This window comes from Pseudomonas sp. C2.3V (assembly GCF_058536325.1).
Genome location: NZ_JBZUBN010000001.1, coordinates 3,122,411 through 3,137,990, shown reverse-complemented (window position 1 = coordinate 3,137,990; position 15,580 = coordinate 3,122,411). Strand labels below are relative to the sequence as shown.

16 protein-coding genes and 1 pseudogene are annotated in these 15,580 nt (G+C 54.5%); 4 read left to right on the top strand and 13 right to left on the bottom strand.

Annotated elements, in window-relative coordinates; all coding sequences use genetic code 11:
• The first annotated feature begins 8 nt into the window (after positions 1-8).
• Positions 9-488, top strand: a complete 480-nt coding sequence (locus AC4LF3_RS14995) for a chemotaxis protein CheW (RefSeq protein ID WP_010795382.1) — start codon at positions 9-11, stop codon at positions 486-488.
• A 36-nt stretch (positions 489-524) separates the two neighbouring features.
• Here the strand turns inward: AC4LF3_RS14995 and AC4LF3_RS14990 are convergent, their stop codons facing one another.
• The 5 genes from AC4LF3_RS14990 to AC4LF3_RS14970 all read right to left on the bottom strand — a co-directional run bounded on the left by AC4LF3_RS14990 (position 525) and on the right by AC4LF3_RS14970 (position 3,463).
• A complete protein-coding gene (locus tag AC4LF3_RS14990; protein WP_010795381.1) occupies positions 525-1,244 on the bottom strand; it encodes a 16S rRNA (uracil(1498)-N(3))-methyltransferase in 720 nt (239 codons plus the stop codon).
• A 167-nt stretch (positions 1,245-1,411) separates the two neighbouring features.
• Positions 1,412-1,759 (bottom strand): HopJ type III effector protein, encoded by a 348-nt coding sequence (locus AC4LF3_RS14985; RefSeq protein WP_404625092.1) that lies wholly within the window; start codon positions 1,757-1,759, stop codon positions 1,412-1,414.
• The gene (locus tag AC4LF3_RS14980) at positions 1,756-2,049 is read right to left on the bottom strand and encodes a DUF1244 domain-containing protein (RefSeq protein ID WP_491835627.1); all 294 of its coding nucleotides are present in this window, start codon (positions 2,047-2,049) and stop codon (positions 1,756-1,758) included. Before AC4LF3_RS14980 ends, AC4LF3_RS14985 begins: the two co-directional genes overlap by 4 nt.
• 35 nt (positions 2,050-2,084) lie before the next feature.
• Complete coding sequence (folM, locus tag AC4LF3_RS14975; RefSeq protein WP_491835626.1) at positions 2,085-2,795, bottom strand: dihydromonapterin reductase; 711 nt, start codon at positions 2,793-2,795, stop codon at positions 2,085-2,087.
• 95 nt (positions 2,796-2,890) lie between these two features.
• Positions 2,891-3,463 (bottom strand): putative antibiotic biosynthesis monooxygenase, encoded by a 573-nt coding sequence (locus AC4LF3_RS14970; protein WP_219652658.1) that lies wholly within the window; start codon positions 3,461-3,463, stop codon positions 2,891-2,893.
• 280 nt (positions 3,464-3,743) lie between these two features.
• Here AC4LF3_RS14970 and AC4LF3_RS14965 point away from each other — a divergent pair, with 280 nt between their 5' ends.
• On the top strand, positions 3,744-4,196 hold the full coding sequence (locus tag AC4LF3_RS14965) for a flavodoxin (RefSeq protein ID WP_491835624.1): 453 nt from the start codon (positions 3,744-3,746) through the stop codon (positions 4,194-4,196).
• An 86-nt stretch (positions 4,197-4,282) separates the two neighbouring features.
• Here the strand turns inward: AC4LF3_RS14965 and AC4LF3_RS14960 are convergent, their stop codons facing one another.
• A complete protein-coding gene (locus AC4LF3_RS14960) occupies positions 4,283-5,185 on the bottom strand; it encodes a LysR family transcriptional regulator (protein ID WP_219652553.1) in 903 nt (300 codons plus the stop codon).
• A gap of 88 nt (positions 5,186-5,273) precedes the next feature.
• On the opposite strand from AC4LF3_RS14960, the gene AC4LF3_RS14955 reads away from it, so the two are divergent.
• Together AC4LF3_RS14955 and AC4LF3_RS14950 are read left to right on the top strand one after the other, a co-directional pair.
• Complete coding sequence (locus AC4LF3_RS14955; protein ID WP_010795374.1) at positions 5,274-5,648, top strand: CidA/LrgA family protein; 375 nt, start codon at positions 5,274-5,276, stop codon at positions 5,646-5,648.
• Positions 5,641-6,324 (top strand): LrgB family protein, encoded by a 684-nt coding sequence (locus AC4LF3_RS14950; protein WP_491835621.1) that lies wholly within the window; start codon positions 5,641-5,643, stop codon positions 6,322-6,324. Before AC4LF3_RS14955 ends, AC4LF3_RS14950 begins: the two co-directional genes overlap by 8 nt.
• Positions 6,325-6,357: 33 nt before the next feature.
• On the opposite strand, the gene AC4LF3_RS14945 is transcribed toward AC4LF3_RS14950, so the two are convergent.
• From AC4LF3_RS14945 to AC4LF3_RS14915, 7 genes and pseudogenes are all read right to left on the bottom strand, one after another.
• Positions 6,358-7,086 carry a methyl-accepting chemotaxis protein gene (locus AC4LF3_RS14945; RefSeq protein WP_376738960.1) on the bottom strand — a complete coding sequence of 243 codons (729 nt, stop codon included), beginning with the start codon at positions 7,084-7,086 and terminating at the stop codon, positions 6,358-6,360.
• Positions 7,087-7,215: 129 nt separating this feature from the next.
• A pseudogene (locus AC4LF3_RS14940) lies at positions 7,216-7,983 on the bottom strand (MCP four helix bundle domain-containing protein); the annotation flags it as partial.
• A gap of 125 nt (positions 7,984-8,108) precedes the next feature.
• Positions 8,109-8,918 carry a SirB1 family protein gene (locus tag AC4LF3_RS14935; RefSeq protein WP_239381416.1) on the bottom strand — a complete coding sequence of 270 codons (810 nt, stop codon included), beginning with the start codon at positions 8,916-8,918 and terminating at the stop codon, positions 8,109-8,111.
• Between the two features lie 157 nt (positions 8,919-9,075).
• Positions 9,076-11,694 carry a DEAD/DEAH box helicase gene (locus AC4LF3_RS14930; protein WP_491835619.1) on the bottom strand — a complete coding sequence of 873 codons (2,619 nt, stop codon included), beginning with the start codon at positions 11,692-11,694 and terminating at the stop codon, positions 9,076-9,078.
• Positions 11,695-11,856: 162 nt separating this feature from the next.
• Positions 11,857-12,828 carry a 2-hydroxyacid dehydrogenase gene (locus tag AC4LF3_RS14925; RefSeq protein WP_491835618.1) on the bottom strand — a complete coding sequence of 324 codons (972 nt, stop codon included), beginning with the start codon at positions 12,826-12,828 and terminating at the stop codon, positions 11,857-11,859.
• 32 nt (positions 12,829-12,860) lie between these two features.
• Positions 12,861-13,736, bottom strand: coding sequence for a TIGR01459 family HAD-type hydrolase (locus tag AC4LF3_RS14920; protein WP_139208748.1), 876 nt, complete (start codon positions 13,734-13,736; stop codon positions 12,861-12,863).
• A 174-nt stretch (positions 13,737-13,910) separates the two neighbouring features.
• The gene (locus AC4LF3_RS14915) at positions 13,911-15,362 is read right to left on the bottom strand and encodes a mannose-1-phosphate guanylyltransferase/mannose-6-phosphate isomerase (RefSeq protein WP_074824873.1); all 1,452 of its coding nucleotides are present in this window, start codon (positions 15,360-15,362) and stop codon (positions 13,911-13,913) included.
• Between the last annotated feature and the right edge of the window lie 218 nt (positions 15,363-15,580).

Genomic DNA, 15,580 nt, shown 5'->3' with positions numbered 1-15,580 from the left:
GAGTTCCTATGAGCCAAACACCAGCACTCACAAGCACACCTGAAAACCTGACAGGACTGCTGCTTTCCCTTACGGACCGCACGCTTTTGCTGCCTAACGTTGCTGTGGCTGAGTTGATACCGTATCGACCGGTTGCCAAGCTGGCCGATCAGCCTGACTGGTGTTTGGGGCAGGTAGCGTGGCGAGACCTTCGGCTCCCGCTGCTCAGCTTCGAAGCCGCCTCGGGAGCGCCGTTGCAGTTTGACCGTAACAGTACGTCAGCCCGGGTCGCGATCATCAACGCCTTGGGAGGGCGTGCTCATGTGCGTTTCCTGGCCATCCTCGTGCAAGGTATTCCACGTTCCATGAGAGTTACACCTGACCTTGAGTCGGCTGATGTTCCTCTGGATCCTCTGGAGCTGGCAGCTGTGAAGCATCAGGGTAGTGTAGTGAAGATTCCCGATCTGATTGCGCTGGAAGAAAAGCTGGCTGAAATCGGAGTGATCTAATCAGAAAGCCCGGTTGAGACCAGGCTTTCTAACCTTCTAGAAGTCTCCCCAGAGCTGCTGTGCTACAGCCAGCGCCACAACCGGCGCTGTTTCAGTCCTGAGTACACGCGGTCCCAGACGTGCAGAAACAAAACCGGCCTTCTGGGACTCTGCCACCTCGTTATCAGTAAGACCACCTTCTGGGCCTATCAGAAAGGCGAGACTAGAGGGTGGCGTGTGGCTGGTAAGCGGCTCCGCAACGGGATGAAGTACAAGCTTCAAATCGGCCTCGACCTTTCCAAGCCACTCGGCTAGCGTGACGGGGGCATGGATGATAGGGAGGGTTGAACGTCCGCACTGCTCACAGGCGCTAATAGCGACCTGCTTCCAATGTAGAAGACGCTTGTCGGCCCGCTCATCTTTCAGGCGCACCTCGCAGCGCTCCGTCATGACAGGAGTGATTTCGGCGGCGCCCAGTTCTGTCGCTTTTTGTATAGCCCAATCCATTCTTTCCCCTCGGGAAAGACCTTGCCCTAAATGGACACGAAGCGTTGATTCCTCCATTCCGGAAAAGCGCTCCTGTATGTCCACGTGCGCCGACTTTTTCCCGATCTCGGTTAGCACTCCCTTGTATTCATAGCCAGACCCATCGAATAGTTGTACGGCTGTACCCGAGGTAAGACGTAATACACGCCCCATATAATGAGCCTGTGCTTCAGGGAGGATCTGTTGCCCGAGCGAAAGGGGAAGGTCGACGTAAAAGCGAGATAGGCGCATTGGCAGTCACAGGTTTAGAAAGCAGTCGCTGCCTATTATTACTGACCCATGAGCTGAAGGCACGGCTTGATTCAATTAGGTAAGTAGGACCTAGCCACTGAACGCGAACAAGTTATGAGCAACACTGTTGCGCCTTGATCGTTTCGGAACAAGGCGCAAGCGACAGATCAAACCGACTGTTTTGCTGCCAATGGCAGCTGGGCGAAGCGGACGCCTGCCAGACCATGGGTGATCAGCGAGCGGATGTTAGCGTGATCAGCACCTTCAGGAGTCGCAATAACGCTACGGTAATGCTCCCCAAAGGCCAACAGGGCTTCCTGTGTCTCGAAGCCCTCCAGCAGCGCAAGGCCTAGAGTTTTGCAGGAGCCTTCATTTTGGCCAGCTGCGTTTTCTACCGAACCATTTACAAAGGCTTGAGGCGTGTAATCATAGTGCTCTGCAATGAAAGCCAAAGTATCGGCGAACAGATGCTCATCACTACGAAGCCGAGCGCGAAAGGTCTCGAGGGGAGTCATGGCTTGGCACTCTCCTTGAAAGCAGCAGCCTGTTCAGGTGTGGCTTCCTTCTGGTAACGCGATTTCCACTCGGCATACGGCATTCCATAGACGGCTTCACGTGCATCGTCCATGCTCAGTTCCACGCCCTTTTCATCTGCCGCCGCCTTATACCATTTCGATAGGCAGTTCCGGCAAAAGCCTGACAGATTCATCAGGTCGATGTTTTGTACATCGGTACGCTTGCGCAAATGTTTTACTAATGTACGAAAGGCCGCAGCCTCCAGCTCGATGCGCTCTTGTTCGGTCATGGATCGATTCCTCCAGAAATGAATGCCTGGGACAATCAGGCATTCTTTGAATGACGCAGGTGGCGGCCACCATTGGCCGTAACCGTACTGCCTGTTGTATAGGTGGACTGCAACAGATAGGTCACAGCCTCGATGATCGGCGCGGCTCCAGGCTCATACGGAAGTAGAGCCTTTTTCAGCGTAGCCTCCTGATAATCAGCACTGCTGTCTTCTTTGAAAATGAGGAGACCGGGAGCAATGGTATTCACTCTGACAGTAGGTGCGAGCTTTTCAGCGAACGACAGTGTCATGTTACTCAACCCCGCCTTGGTCGCTGCATAGGCGATGTGATTCTTGCTGCCTCGGGAGGCACTGTCGTCACAAATGTGGATGATATCGGCGCGCATACTGGCAAGCAGGAGCGGCTCCAGAGCCAGGTTCAGGTGATACGGCGCTTCGAGATGCACCTGATACATGGTCTGGAAATGATGAAGCGAGTCGTCCAGCCAAAGCGATGCATTATGAATGATGCCGCGCAGGCTTTTGGCGTAAGTGAGTACATAGTCGATAAACTGTTGCCTGTCTTCAACGGAGGTCAGGTCTACCTGAAAAGGGTAAACATTTTCCAGCGTCACCAGCTCGCCAGGATCGTTGCGGTACGTGGCTACGATCTCATACCCCTGACTGCTCAATGTTTTGGTCAAGGCAAGGCCGACTCGTTTATTGGCGCCCGTGATAATCAGCGGGGCAGCAAACGTGTGATGCATGGGGTGGGGCTCCGACAGACGAAAGGGCTGTCTGTTAGAGATTCGATACTCTGCAGACAGCTTTCGATTATCGCAAACCCTTCACCATCGTGACATCATGAATGACGAGTCGTAGCAGGCCGGAGTGTTCTCCGGCGAGCCTGCGAGGCATCACTGTTGAGCCAGCCGGAAAGCAGGCGAGTTACCCAGGGGATAAAGAAGCACACCATGGTAGGGGTCAGGATCAGGGTGCTGAGCAATATTCTGGGTACCAGTGGCAACCCAGCCAACCTGTCGCCTAACAAGGCATTGAATAGCAGCGATACAGGAAAGAACGCAAGCCAGACAGCAATGCTTTGCTTCCAGCGAGGAGGTGTGCGGCGGGCATCGCCAAACCAGGTATCAAGGCCCTGTGCACGAAGCTCCTGCGGCTGCTCGAAGAGATCCTTGCCCCGCTCAAGCCAGTGCTGACGCGTCGAGGAGTGCTCCCACGCACCTAATGTCTGCTCATTAGAAAAACGAAACACGATCTGGACTTCATTATCGCCTGGCGGTGGGGAGAGGACGCCCGATCCAAGATAGCCTTCATAGCAGGTCGCCAAGCGCTCACCTTCGCGGAGCCATTCGAGAAAATTATCGTAACAGCCATCGGCGACACGGCGAGCCACCATCAGGGTGACGGGATGCATCATAGAACTCTCCACATGCAACTATCCGGATAGGACGGTCTGATCACACAGCGCCGGGTAGGCACTGCGGTCGAGAACAGGAAGCGAATCGGTTTGGAGTGCTTCGATCGCCTGAGTATCAGGCTGTGCAAGCATATACAAGGTTCATTCCATTTGCGTTAAATGCCGATGAGCGCTGGCTAGACCTAAGTAGTAGGCGTCATGTCAGTGCAAGAAGCGCTGTGTGTGAACCAAAGGGCAGCATGGTAAGGTTAGGCATACCAGTGATTAAGGAGGTGTCATGAAAGTCGCCATTTTATGTGGCTCCGTTTACGGCACGGCCGAGGAGGTCGCCAGGCACGCCAAGCAGATTCTGGAGGCAGGTGGGCATGAGGTCTGGCTCAATTTGCGTGGAGGACTGGACGATTTGCTGGCTTTCGATGCCGATGCGTTTCTTGCCGTGACATCGACAACCGGAATGGGAGAGCTGCCGGACAACGTACAGCCGCTTTACTATGCGCTGCGCGATACGCTTCCGGATTGGCGTGGCAGGCCCGCAGCCGTGATCGGTTTGGGGGACGCCAGCTACGGCGATACTTACTGTGGTGGTTGTATGCAAATGCAGGAGCTATTTGCCGAGCTTGGACTGCAGGAAGTGCTGCCTATATTAAAGCTCGATGCCAGTGAAACCGTTACTCCCGAAACAGACGCGGAGCCGTGGCTGGATCTTCTGATAACAGCCTTGATCCGCTGAGGGGAACGGCAGTCTGCTAAGTCATCAGGCGCTAATGGCTTGATGACTATGTTGTCATGGCAGACTTTAATTCAGGATATTCAGACTCAAGTATCCATTTTGCCGAATTGTTCCAGGCTGACTTCCCGCATGAGATCGAGCCAGGCTCTTGCCGCCCGGGAAAGGTATGCACCACGCCGCCAGATAAAGGAGGCGTCCCACCGGAGGTCAGGTTGGGTCAGAGGAATGCGTACGACATCGGGACGTATCAGCTTTTGGGCCACGATTCGGGGTAGGAGAACAACGCCTTGTCCTGCTGCTGCCAATGCTATCAGAAAGTCCGCCTGTCCACTTCTGCCACCTTCTTGGGGCGTAAAGCCCGCTTCGCGGCACGCCTGTAACAGTCGATCGTTCAAGGTATAGCTCTGCTGATATAGCAAGAAGGGCGTAGCGGCCAGCTCCGCTAATGCCAGTCGGGGCCTATTGGCCAATGGATGAATACATGACAGCACGGCATCCAAAGGCTCATTGCAAAAAGGTTGATAATCAAAAGAAGGATCATTAGGGGTAAGACAGCCACCAATCTCTATATCACCCTTGATGACCAACTCCTCCATGAGCTTGCTGCCACCTTCCACCAAGTGAACCGTAATTTGCGGATAGCGCTTACGGTAGAGGGAAAAGGGGGCTGCAAACAATGTTTCTGCACCCAGAATGGGTAGCCCAACGCGCAGTTGTCCTTGACCCAGGCGGGCCAGATCATCCAGCTCCGTCAGCATTTCGCGGTGTTGGCGCAATATGTGCTCAGCATGTTTGAGCACAACATGTCCTGCATCGGTCAATTGTAGGGCGGGGCCTGTCCGATCCAGCAGACGCAACCCCAGACTTTGCTCCAGATGGGCAATCTGCTTGCTGACGGTCGATTGAGTCGCGTGAAGCACGCGTGTACTGGCAGTAAAACCGCCCTGGCGTACAACCTCGACAAACATGCGGAGTTGTTTGAATTCCATTTTGGAATGGCTCTGATTCTAATAATTCGCTTCTGGGATAGTAAGGCCGGGCGTATCCTTGAAGCCAGTTAAACGTAATGGATGTCTTATGGTTCCCCGTTACATGCGGACGCTGGTTGAGTTGGCTGTGTTGTTAGGTATCTGGTGGCTAGGCGGATGGCTTGGGCAGTATTTCGGTTTGCCTATCCCAGCAGGTGTTCTAGGTCTGGCGATCCTTCTGCTGTCTCTTGCGCTGCGAGTGATAAAGCCAGAGTGGCTTGAAAGCGGTGCCCGTGTGCTGGTCGGTGAGATGCTGCTGTTTTTCATCCCAGCGCTGATGAGTTTGCTTGATTATGGGCCTCTCGTCCGGGAAGAGGGCATCCGTATTCTTATGGCGGTGTGCTTCAGCACGCTTCTGGTCATGATCAGTACCGCTTTGACGGTGGAATGGATGTTTCGTCGCAGGAGCCGCCAGGATGCTTGATTGGACTGGCGTGTTCTGGTTGCTTCTGACGTTGGGTGGGTATATTCTGAGCCGGATGATTTACAAGCGCATCAAGTGGTATGTGCTGGCTCCTATTGTCTTTGTGCCGACTATTCTTTATCTAATTGCCATTCCGACAGGCACGAGCTATGCGCAGTATTCCCACTACACCGGTTGGCTGATCGGCCTGCTTGGGCCGGCTACCGTCGCGTTTGCCGTACCGATCTGGCAGCAGCGTCGACTTCTGGTCCGTTATTGGCGAGCACTTATGGCCGGCATTGTAGTAGGCAGCTTTGTGTCAATTTTCAGCTCTTGGCTATTGGCCCATTTGCTGGCTCTGGAAGCGCCTGTCATGTTATCCCTGCTGCCACGCTCGATTACGACACCGTTTGCCATGCCTATGTCCAAGGACCTGGGGGGGGCACCTGAATTGACCGCTGCTTTCGTACTGGTCACAGGTGTTTTTGGCGCTGTGGTGGGTAGCCTTCTTCTGCGCTTTCTTCCGTTGCGCTCTGCTCTGGCGCGAGGTGCGATGTTCGGTGTAGGTGCCCATGGTGCCGGTACAAGCCGCGCTTACGAAGTAGGCATTGAGGAGGGGACAGTGGCCGGACTGACGATGGTACTGACCGGCTTGTTCAATCTGTTGGGCGCCCAACTGCTGATCTGGGTGCTTTGATGGAGGGGGTGCATCCTTGCACCACGTTCATCCTTAAACCTTGAAATGAGATACCAAGGTATTCAGCTCAACAGCCAGGCGCGACAGCTCTTGGCTGGCTGCCGTGGTATCACGAGCACCTTCCGAGCTCTGGACTGACAGATCCCGAATATTGACCAGATTGTGGTCTACTTCGCGGGCTACCTGGGCCTGCTCTTCGGCTGCGCTGGCAATGACCAGGTTGCGCTCGTTAATCTCGCTGATGGCGCGGGTGATTTCTTCCAGCGCTTCGCCGGCACGACGAGCCACTTCCAGCGTAGAACCTGCTCGGGTCGTGCTGGACTCCATTGAGTTCACGGCCTGCTCAGTGCCATTCTGGATACTCATGATCATTTGCTCAATTTCACGAGTCGACTCCTGGGTACGATGCGCCAGAGCTCGTACCTCATCGGCGACGACAGCGAAGCCGCGACCTGCCTCTCCCGCACGGGCCGCTTCAATCGCGGCGTTGAGTGCCAGCAGGTTGGTCTGGTCAGCCAGGCCACGAATCACATCAAGCACCTTGCCAATATCGCGCGATTGACTGGCAAGTTCACCGACCAGACATGCGGTCGTCTGAACCTCCGAGGTCATGTGCTCAATGGACGAAACGGTCTCCAGTACGCGACCCTGACCCTCCTGAGCCGCACTGGCAGAGTGCTTGGAGGCTTCGGACGTTGTCATGGCATTGCGGGCCACTTCTTCTACTGCCGAGCTCATTTCCGTTACGGCCGTTGCAGCCATCTGGATTTCGTCATTCTGGCGATTCAGGCCACGTGCACTCTCGTCAGTGATGCTGCTGAGCTCTTCAGAGGCGGCAGCCAACTGGCTCGAGGAGCCTGAGATGCGCTCTAACGTATGACGCAGTTTTTCCTGCATGGTACGCATGGCCATCAAGAGACGAGCGGGCTCATCCTTGCCGGTAACCTGAATGTGCTTGGTCAGGTCACCGCTGGCAATTTCTTCAGCCGCACGCAGGGCCTGATCAACCGGCTGCACGATGCTACGCGTCAGCAGCCAGGCCAGGAGTACGGTCAGTAATGCAACGATGACCAACAAAGTAATAGCGGTAGCAACAGAGGTGGAATAGCTCTGGGCAGCACTCTGATTAGACTTTGTCGTTGAGTCTGCATTGATATCGACAAGTTTGCCTAACACCGCATTGATTGCGTCAGAGTTCTTCAGAAGCTCATCGTTAAGTACAGCCTTAAGCTCATCAAGTTGATTTGCTGAAGAGAGCTGCATCATGCGGTTCTTCAGCTGAAGATAATCACCCCACAACTTTTGGAAATCGTTATAAAAGCCGCGCTCCGCCTCCGATGCAATCAGCTTCTCATAGCGTGTCCGCGCAGCTTCAACCTGACTGATCCGCTGATCGAACAATGCCAACGTCTTTTGCAGATTTTCCGGTTCGCGGTTGATAAGCAGACGATAGGAGAGCACGCGCAGGCGCAGGGTTAGCGATGTAATTTCATCCAGGCTGGTTATGCTGGGGAGCACATTTTGTTCAAAGTTAATACTGTTCTGGCGGATATCACGCATCTGATAGAGCGAGAAAATGCCTAGAAAAAGTGTGAGTACAGCTATGAACGCAAACCCCAGAAAAGCACGAGGTGCGATATTCAAGTTACGAAGGGTCATTGCTTAGGTCCTGCTAAGTACAGCGTAAAGGAGGTTGCTTGGCTATCGGCTGTGCTTGGCAGGACTTGATATCCGCCTGGCTGGAGACAGAAGGTTCTGGCTGTTAAGGCATATTTCCATGCCTATCAGTGAAGACGGCGACTACTATCACTCAGCGCGGCCAGGCGATGGCTTAGGTGCAGTTGCTCGGCTGGGTCATCGCTTAACAATAGGGCATGCTCAAGGTCATAACGCTGGGCCTGAGGGCAGTCCAGCCGGCTATACAGTTCTGCACGAGCCAGATGATCCGAGACGCTGGGCGGCCCTACTTCCAATACCCGCTGCGCATCTTTCAGGGCTGCCAATAGTTGGTTATCAAATTCATGCAACTGACGAAGATTTCGAGACAGTCTCTGGAGCAGTTCGCGAGGCTGAGCAGTGCGTAGGTGCTGCGCTTGCAGCTGGGCATGTGGACCAAACTGATAGGCGAGCAGTCCGCGGCAATCCTTGGAATAAAGTCGTCTTCCACTGGTAGGGTCAAGCAGGTGATCCGCCTCAGGGACACGTAGCAGGAAATGGCCTGGAAAGTTGACGCCAACCAGAGGAATGTCCAGTCTGCGGGCCAGCTCCATCGCGATCAGTGATAAGGAAAGTGGCTGCCCCCTTCGACGAGCCAGCACCTTGTGCAGCAACGCTGCCTGAGGCTTCAGCGGCCAGTCATCAGCGTGAAAACCCAGCTCGATCATCCGGCGTACGAGCTGCTGCGCGCGCTCGGCGGACGAGCCTTGATGATCAATAGCTGCCTCGACAGAAGGAATGAGATCCGTCAGAAGATGCTGAGCCATTTCAGGCTGAAAGGTCAGGTCATGTTCGGCGGCTATCCAGAGTGCTGCCTCAAATATAGCAGGTGGCTCACGGTTGAGCGCATCCAGGCAGGCTTGGCGCGGTAACTCCATCGCAATCTCCCAAACCCCATGCCACAGTAGGGTAAGCGCAGGCAAACAGCATCCAGATCATAAGGAATATGGACTTTATTATGTTTGACAAGTTTAGACCGCTTCTCGAGTGATGCACCGCTCTGCTCAGGCAAGCAGAACGGCCAAGGAGGAAAGTCTATTTACCCAATGGGGTGAAAAGCGCTTCGATATCCGCTTCCGACATTCGCCAGTCGGCTGTGTTCTCCTCAAGAATCCCTGCGGCAATGCGAGATTTCTCATGCTGCAATTGCTGGATTTTCTCTTCTAGGGTGCCTCTTGCAATGAGCTTGTACACAAAAACCGGCTTATCTTGCCCTATGCGATAGGCACGGTCTGTGGCCTGGCTCTCCGCCGCAGGGTTCCACCAGGGGTCGAAGTGAATCACCGTATCGGCCGCAGTCAGGTTGAGTCCCGTACCGCCTGCTTTAAGGCTTAGCAGGAAAACCGGAGCCTCACCGGACTGAAACTGTTCGACAGGCGTACGGCGATCCTGGGTTTCACCGGTAAGGGTGACGTAGTCGATCCGTCTTTCATCCAGTGCCTGCTGGATCAGCGCCAGCATGGAAGTGAACTGCGAGAACAGCAGGACACGACTACCATTGGCCAATAGGCCTTCGAGCAGTTCCAGCAAGCCGAGTAGCTTTCCAGACGACTTGGCGGATGTTTCGTTGCCGTTGACCAGTCGGATATCGCAGCAGACCTGGCGGAGTTTCAGCAGTGCATCAAGAATGATAATTTGGCTTCTGGCCAAGCCTTTCTTGGAGATTTCGCTACGGACCTTCTCATCAAGTGCAACACGTACCGTTTCATAAAGATCGCGCTGTGGCTGAGTCAGCTCGACCAACTGGACAATTTCCGTCTTGGGTGGCAGCTCGCTGGCTACTCGCTGTTTGGTACGACGCAGAATGAAAGGCTTTACTCGTCCCTTTAATTGGGCGAGGCGTTGGGTATCGCCATTTTTTTCGATCGGCGTTCGGTAGTCGCGCTTGAAGTCTTTTATATCGCCTAACCAGCCTGGCATCAGGAAGTGGAACTGAGACCAAAGCTCACCCAGATGATTTTCCAGCGGGGTGCCCGTCAGGCATAAACGGTGTCGCGTATTGAGTCCCCGCGCCGCTTGCGCCGCTTTGGTTGCCGCATTCTTAATGGATTGTGCTTCATCCAATACCAGGAGGTGAAAGGAGAAGCTGGCCAACTGCTCTGCATCGCGCGGTAGCAGGGCGTAGGTAGTCAGGATGATATCGTGCTCAGGTATCCGCTCGAACAGGTTACGCCGTTGAGTACCGTGGAGGGCCAGTACTTTCAGCTCAGGTGTGAACTTGGCTGCTTCGTCCTGCCAGTTGGGTATCAGGCTGGTAGGCATGACGATCATGGCAGGGCTGGTCAACCGGCCAGCCGTTTTCTCGACCAGGATATGAGCCAGGGTTTGCAAGGTCTTACCAAGACCCATGTCATCGGCCAGGATCCCGCCCACATCCAGCTCGCGAAGTGCCTGCAACCAAGCCAGGCCATCGCGCTGATACGGTCTTAACTCGGCACGCAGGCTTTCCGGAACGTGCGGTGGCGAAGCTGAGTAATGGCGTAGTCGATGGGCGAAGTTTCTGAGCTGCTCACCGCCCTGCCATGTCAGTGGGATATTTTCTTCAAGTTCAGCCAGCCGTGCGGCGTCCAGATGAGACAGGCGTATCTGCTTGGTATTAGCAGGTAACGAATGCCCATGCAGTTCCATGAGTGCGGCAAGCAAGGGCTTTAGTCTACCTAGAGACAGGGCGATACGTGCGGGGCGTCCTTGCTTGCGTGCAGCAGGGCTTTCCACGCGGAGCAGCAGGCGCTCATCGTCAGAGCGTCTGGCCAGTGCTCCTGGTTCAAATAATTGGGGGTCCCGCCGGATAAGAACGATCAGGATAGGCAGCAGACTGACGCGCCGCCCTTGTACGACGATGCCGAGCTCCAGATCAAACCATTCATGATCAGGCGCCTCCTCAATTTCGCCGTACCAATTCTCCACTTCGGTCAGCTCAAAGGCGAATTCTGGACGCATATCTATCTGCCAGCCCGCTTCACGCAGCTGCGGAAGTGTGACTTCGATAAAGCGCAGCCAACTGGAGTCATCAGGCATTTCAAACATCTCGCCCGCATCTTCGGGCAAGGCTGCGCTTCGCCGTGTCGCTACTCGGAGGCCTGCGTCCTGTAAGACTTGTCGCAGGCGCTGCTCGGCTTCACTGTGGCGTGTTGGCAGCGTTGCCGCGCTACTACGACCCGGTACAGGCTTGCCGAACACTTTTTTGCCGTCATAAAGAAACGCCAGGGCAGCCCTGTGGCGGGTGACGGGGCGCATGCGTGCGGTTTGCCGATCATAGTCAACCTGTGTGTGGCTACCCAATACCAACAATGGCTTGGGCGGCTTGACCAGATTGATGGCTGTCTCGGCTGCTTCTCGGCGTGGAGGAGGGCTGCCGGCCCGCTGAAGGCGCTCCAGCTCGAACAGAACGGCAGCAGTATGCTTGCAGTTTCTGCCAGCACCACATGTGCATCGGCCATCAACAAACCAACCTCTTGGACCAGGCTTGAGCGTGATGGATTGGCGGTAATCCAATCCTGAAGGACTGCTGCATATGGCATAGACCAGCCCATCGGCGGCTGACCGGACCGTGGCGTAACCTTCTTGAGCATAGCGCCGGCCACGCTCATAGTTGCGCTCAGTAAAGGAGCCTTTCCAGTCTTGCCAGTGCAGATGGTCGAAACGTAGACGCATATGAAGCCTGTAACACGAAGCACAAACGGGTAATTGTGCCACAGACCGAAAGCGTCCCCGTACTGAAGTCGCTCAGGTTGCTCAAATAGATATCACTTAATTACGACAGCATGGCTTATCTAAAGAGTCTGCTGTTAAGCGCTGGTTTCAGATTGGCTTGATTTAACCCTTCCATACTTCAGGATTAACCAAATCCTGTGGTCGATTGCCGCTTAAGGCGGCTGTCAGATTGGAGACAGCGCGCTCTGCCATGGCATACCGTGTCTCGTGAGTCGCTGAACCGATATGCGGTAAGGTGACGACATTCTTCAGCGAAAACAGGGGCGATGATGAAAGCGGTTCCTGCTCAAAAACATCCAGGCCTGCGCCACGAATTTGCTGGTTGGAAAGCGCCTCGATTAGAGCCGCTTCATCAACCACTGGCCCGCGCGCAATATTGATCAGAATACCGCTGGGCTTCATGAGCCTTAGTTCACGTGCGCCGATCATCTGGCGAGTGGACTCTGTCAGAGGGACTACCAGGCAAACAAAATCGGATTCCTGAAGCAGAGATTCAAGGTCTCGATACTCTGCCTTGAATTCTTTCTCCAGCTCGGGCTTGCAGCTGCCTGCATGATAAAGAATCCGCATGTCGAAGCCGAAGTGGCCGCGCTTTGCAATGGCTGCACCTATGCGACCCATACCTACGATTCCCAGCGTCTTTCCATAAACGTCCGTACCGAAATGCTCTTCCGTTACGCCTTTTGTCCATTGCCCTGCCTTGGTGTAGGCATCCAGCTCAGGCAGGCGGCGAGCGGTACTCATCAGCAGAGCAAATCCAAGGTCTGCTGTGGTCTGGGTCAGTACATCGGGGGTGTTGGTCAGTAGAATGCCCTGCTCGGACAGGTAGGGCACGTCATAGCTGTCATATCCAACCGAAACGCTGGAAATTACTTCCAGGTTTTCTGCATGTTGCAACTCATGGCGGCCTAGTGTCTTGCTGGCACCAATCAGGCCGTGTGCGTGAAGGAGGGCATGCTGGAACTGCTCATCGACATTGCCCTGAGTATCAATGACGGTAACGTTAAAGGCTTCGCTCAACTGTTGAACCAGTGGAGCGGGAAGACGATTATAGATAACGACATTCTTTCTCACGGGCAACGGATCTCCGTTAGGGTTTAGTCTCTTTAGACTAGACCAGCAGCGACATATTGAGGGCGTATCGAATAATCCATCAGGAAGCGCTCAAGTTGCTCTTGCTCCGGTTGCTCATTGAACTCCGCACCCAATGCCTCGCGGTGGATTCCAGTTGACGCCAGCCATAAGCAATCAATGTTGGCCGAAACTGCACCCGGTACGTCGGTGACCAGTGAGTCACCCACAAACAGCAGCCTGGTGGCGCCCAAGGTTGCCAGTTCTCGTTGAGCACAAAGAAACGCATAGGGATCAGGCTTTCCGTACCAGCGCACACTTCCGCCCAGCGAAGCGAAGTAGTCGGCCAGCTTACCGGCGGCGTAGTAGGGTAGGCCGCCAGAGACTACTGTGCGATCAGGGTTGGCGCAGAGAAACGGTAAATGTGTGAAGTCCTTAAGCGGGGCCTGACGAAGCGCCAGCTCATCTTGAGGGAAGCTCCCTACGCCTAGGATGAGGGATGCCTGTTGGATGTCGGTCACGAATCGGCTGCGTATGTGCTCGGGCCAGCCAGTCTGACCTTCGCCAGGTCCGGTCAGATAGATACCCCCCTGTGCCAGTGCTGGTTCCTGGCTAATGGCGTCGATGGCCAGCTGCCCTGAGGTCGTTATACCGGCAAATTGCTCTCGAGCGATACCCAGTTCAACCAGGTGATCCGTCATGGAAGCGGCATCACGGGATGCGTTGCTCAGGAACCAGACAGGTTTGCCTTCGGTTGCACGCCGTGCCAGCCAGTTCTGCGCACCGGGAAAGGCGTCGTAGCCGTCAATCAGTACCCCCCATAGGTCGAGAATAAATCCATCGTACTGATCGCATACAGCATCCAGATCAGAATGGGAGACAAGGTGAGGAAGGGGCGTGGATGGCGTCATGGAAAATAACGTCCTGATAAGGTTGCAAAAGCTGAAAGGAGCCAGGGTACCTGCTTTAGCGATTGAGATCACTTCGGCCTAGAAAGCACAACACCGGCGCTGGGCCGGTGTTGTTGAATCTGGAGACAAGAGGACTCTTATTTTTATTTTTTCTCTTGGCTCAGCTCAGAGCGATTAACGCGCTACAGCGTTAGTGCTCTTGGTCTGTGGTGCGTCGACGCGACCGTAAACGTCTTCGTAGCGAACGATATCATCTTCGCCCAGGTAGCCACCTGATTGTACTTCAATGATTTCCAGCGGTACCTTGCCAGGATTGGCCAAGCGATGTACAGACGTCATCGGCAAGTAAGTGGACTGGTTTTCGGTCAGCAGGAAGGTCTTGTCATCGCACGTGACCTGCGCTGTGCCAGAGACCACGATCCAGTGCTCGGCGCGGTGGTGGTGCATCTGCAGAGACAGCTGAGCGCCTGGTTTGACAGTGATGCGCTTGACCTGGAAGCGCTGACCCATGTCGACGGAATCGTAAGAGCCCCAAGGACGGAACACTTCCAGATGGCTCTTGACCTCTTGGCGGCCTTGCGCTTCGAGCTTGTTGACCACCTTCTTGACGTCCTGGACCTTGTCCTTGTGTGCGATCATGACCGCATCTTTGGTCTCTACAACCACGACATCTTCGATACCGATCAAGGAGACCAGCTTGTTGGTGCTGTGAACGAGGCAGTTACGGGCTTCGTGCAGAACCACGTCACCTTTAGTAACGTTGCCATCGCTATCCTTGTCATGCACATCCCAGATGGCTGACCAGGAGCCTACATCGTTCCAACCGGCAGACATTGGAACCACACAAGCGCGAGTGGTCTTTTCCATGACAGCATAGTCAATGGAGTTGTCCGGGCAGACGGCAAACGAGTTGCGGTCGATAATGATGTGATCGCCATCAACCTGGCTGCGCTCAAGCGCAAGCAGGCAGGTATCGTAAATATCAGGATCGTGCAGCTTCAGCTCTTCCAGGAAGCGGCTGGCGCGGAAGATGAACATACCGCTGTTCCAGTAGTAATCCCCAGATTCTACGTATTGGGTCGCGCGAATGGCGTCTGGCTTCTCTACGAAGCGCTCGACGCGATTGACCCCTTCAGGCAGGTTGGCTGAGTGGGTTGCCTTGATATAGCCGTAGCCGGTTTCCGGGCGCAGTGCAGGAATGCCGAACAGCACCATTTCGCCTTTTTCAGCGGCTTCGGTGGCCGAATTCAAGGATGCTTTAAACGCATCGATATCTTCGATGACATGGTCTGCTGGCAGAACCAGCATCAGTTCATCTTTGCCATCGGCCAACAACTTCATGGCAGCAATCGCTACGGCAGGAGCCGTATTGCGACCAAACGGTTCCATGATCAAGGACTGAGGCTGGCACTTAACAGCCTTGAGCTGCTCCTCAACAATATAGCGGTGCTCGATATTGCAAACAATCAAGGGCTGCTGCATGCGTTCTTCGCAGGCCAGTCTTGATATGGTTTCCTGGAATAGGGTCTTTTCGCTTGCCAAAGCTAGGAACTGCTTTGGATACATTTTTCGAGATAGCGGCCAGAGTCGTGAACCGCTTCCCCCGGAAAGAATCACTGGAATCATGGCATTCTCCTTCAGCGCTTGCTGAGTTGTAGGTCGCAGTCCCTTCGGGCGGGACGAAGCGTCCGTGCTTCTAGTTCCTGCTTGAGCAGGGTTATGAAATAAAAAATAAAAGCCAGGCTAATTAGTTAGCTTTTTTAGTTACAAATTAATTACAGCTTATAGGCAGTACATCATCCCCAGGCTAATAAGCATTGAATTGCTCCACCCAAACGATGATC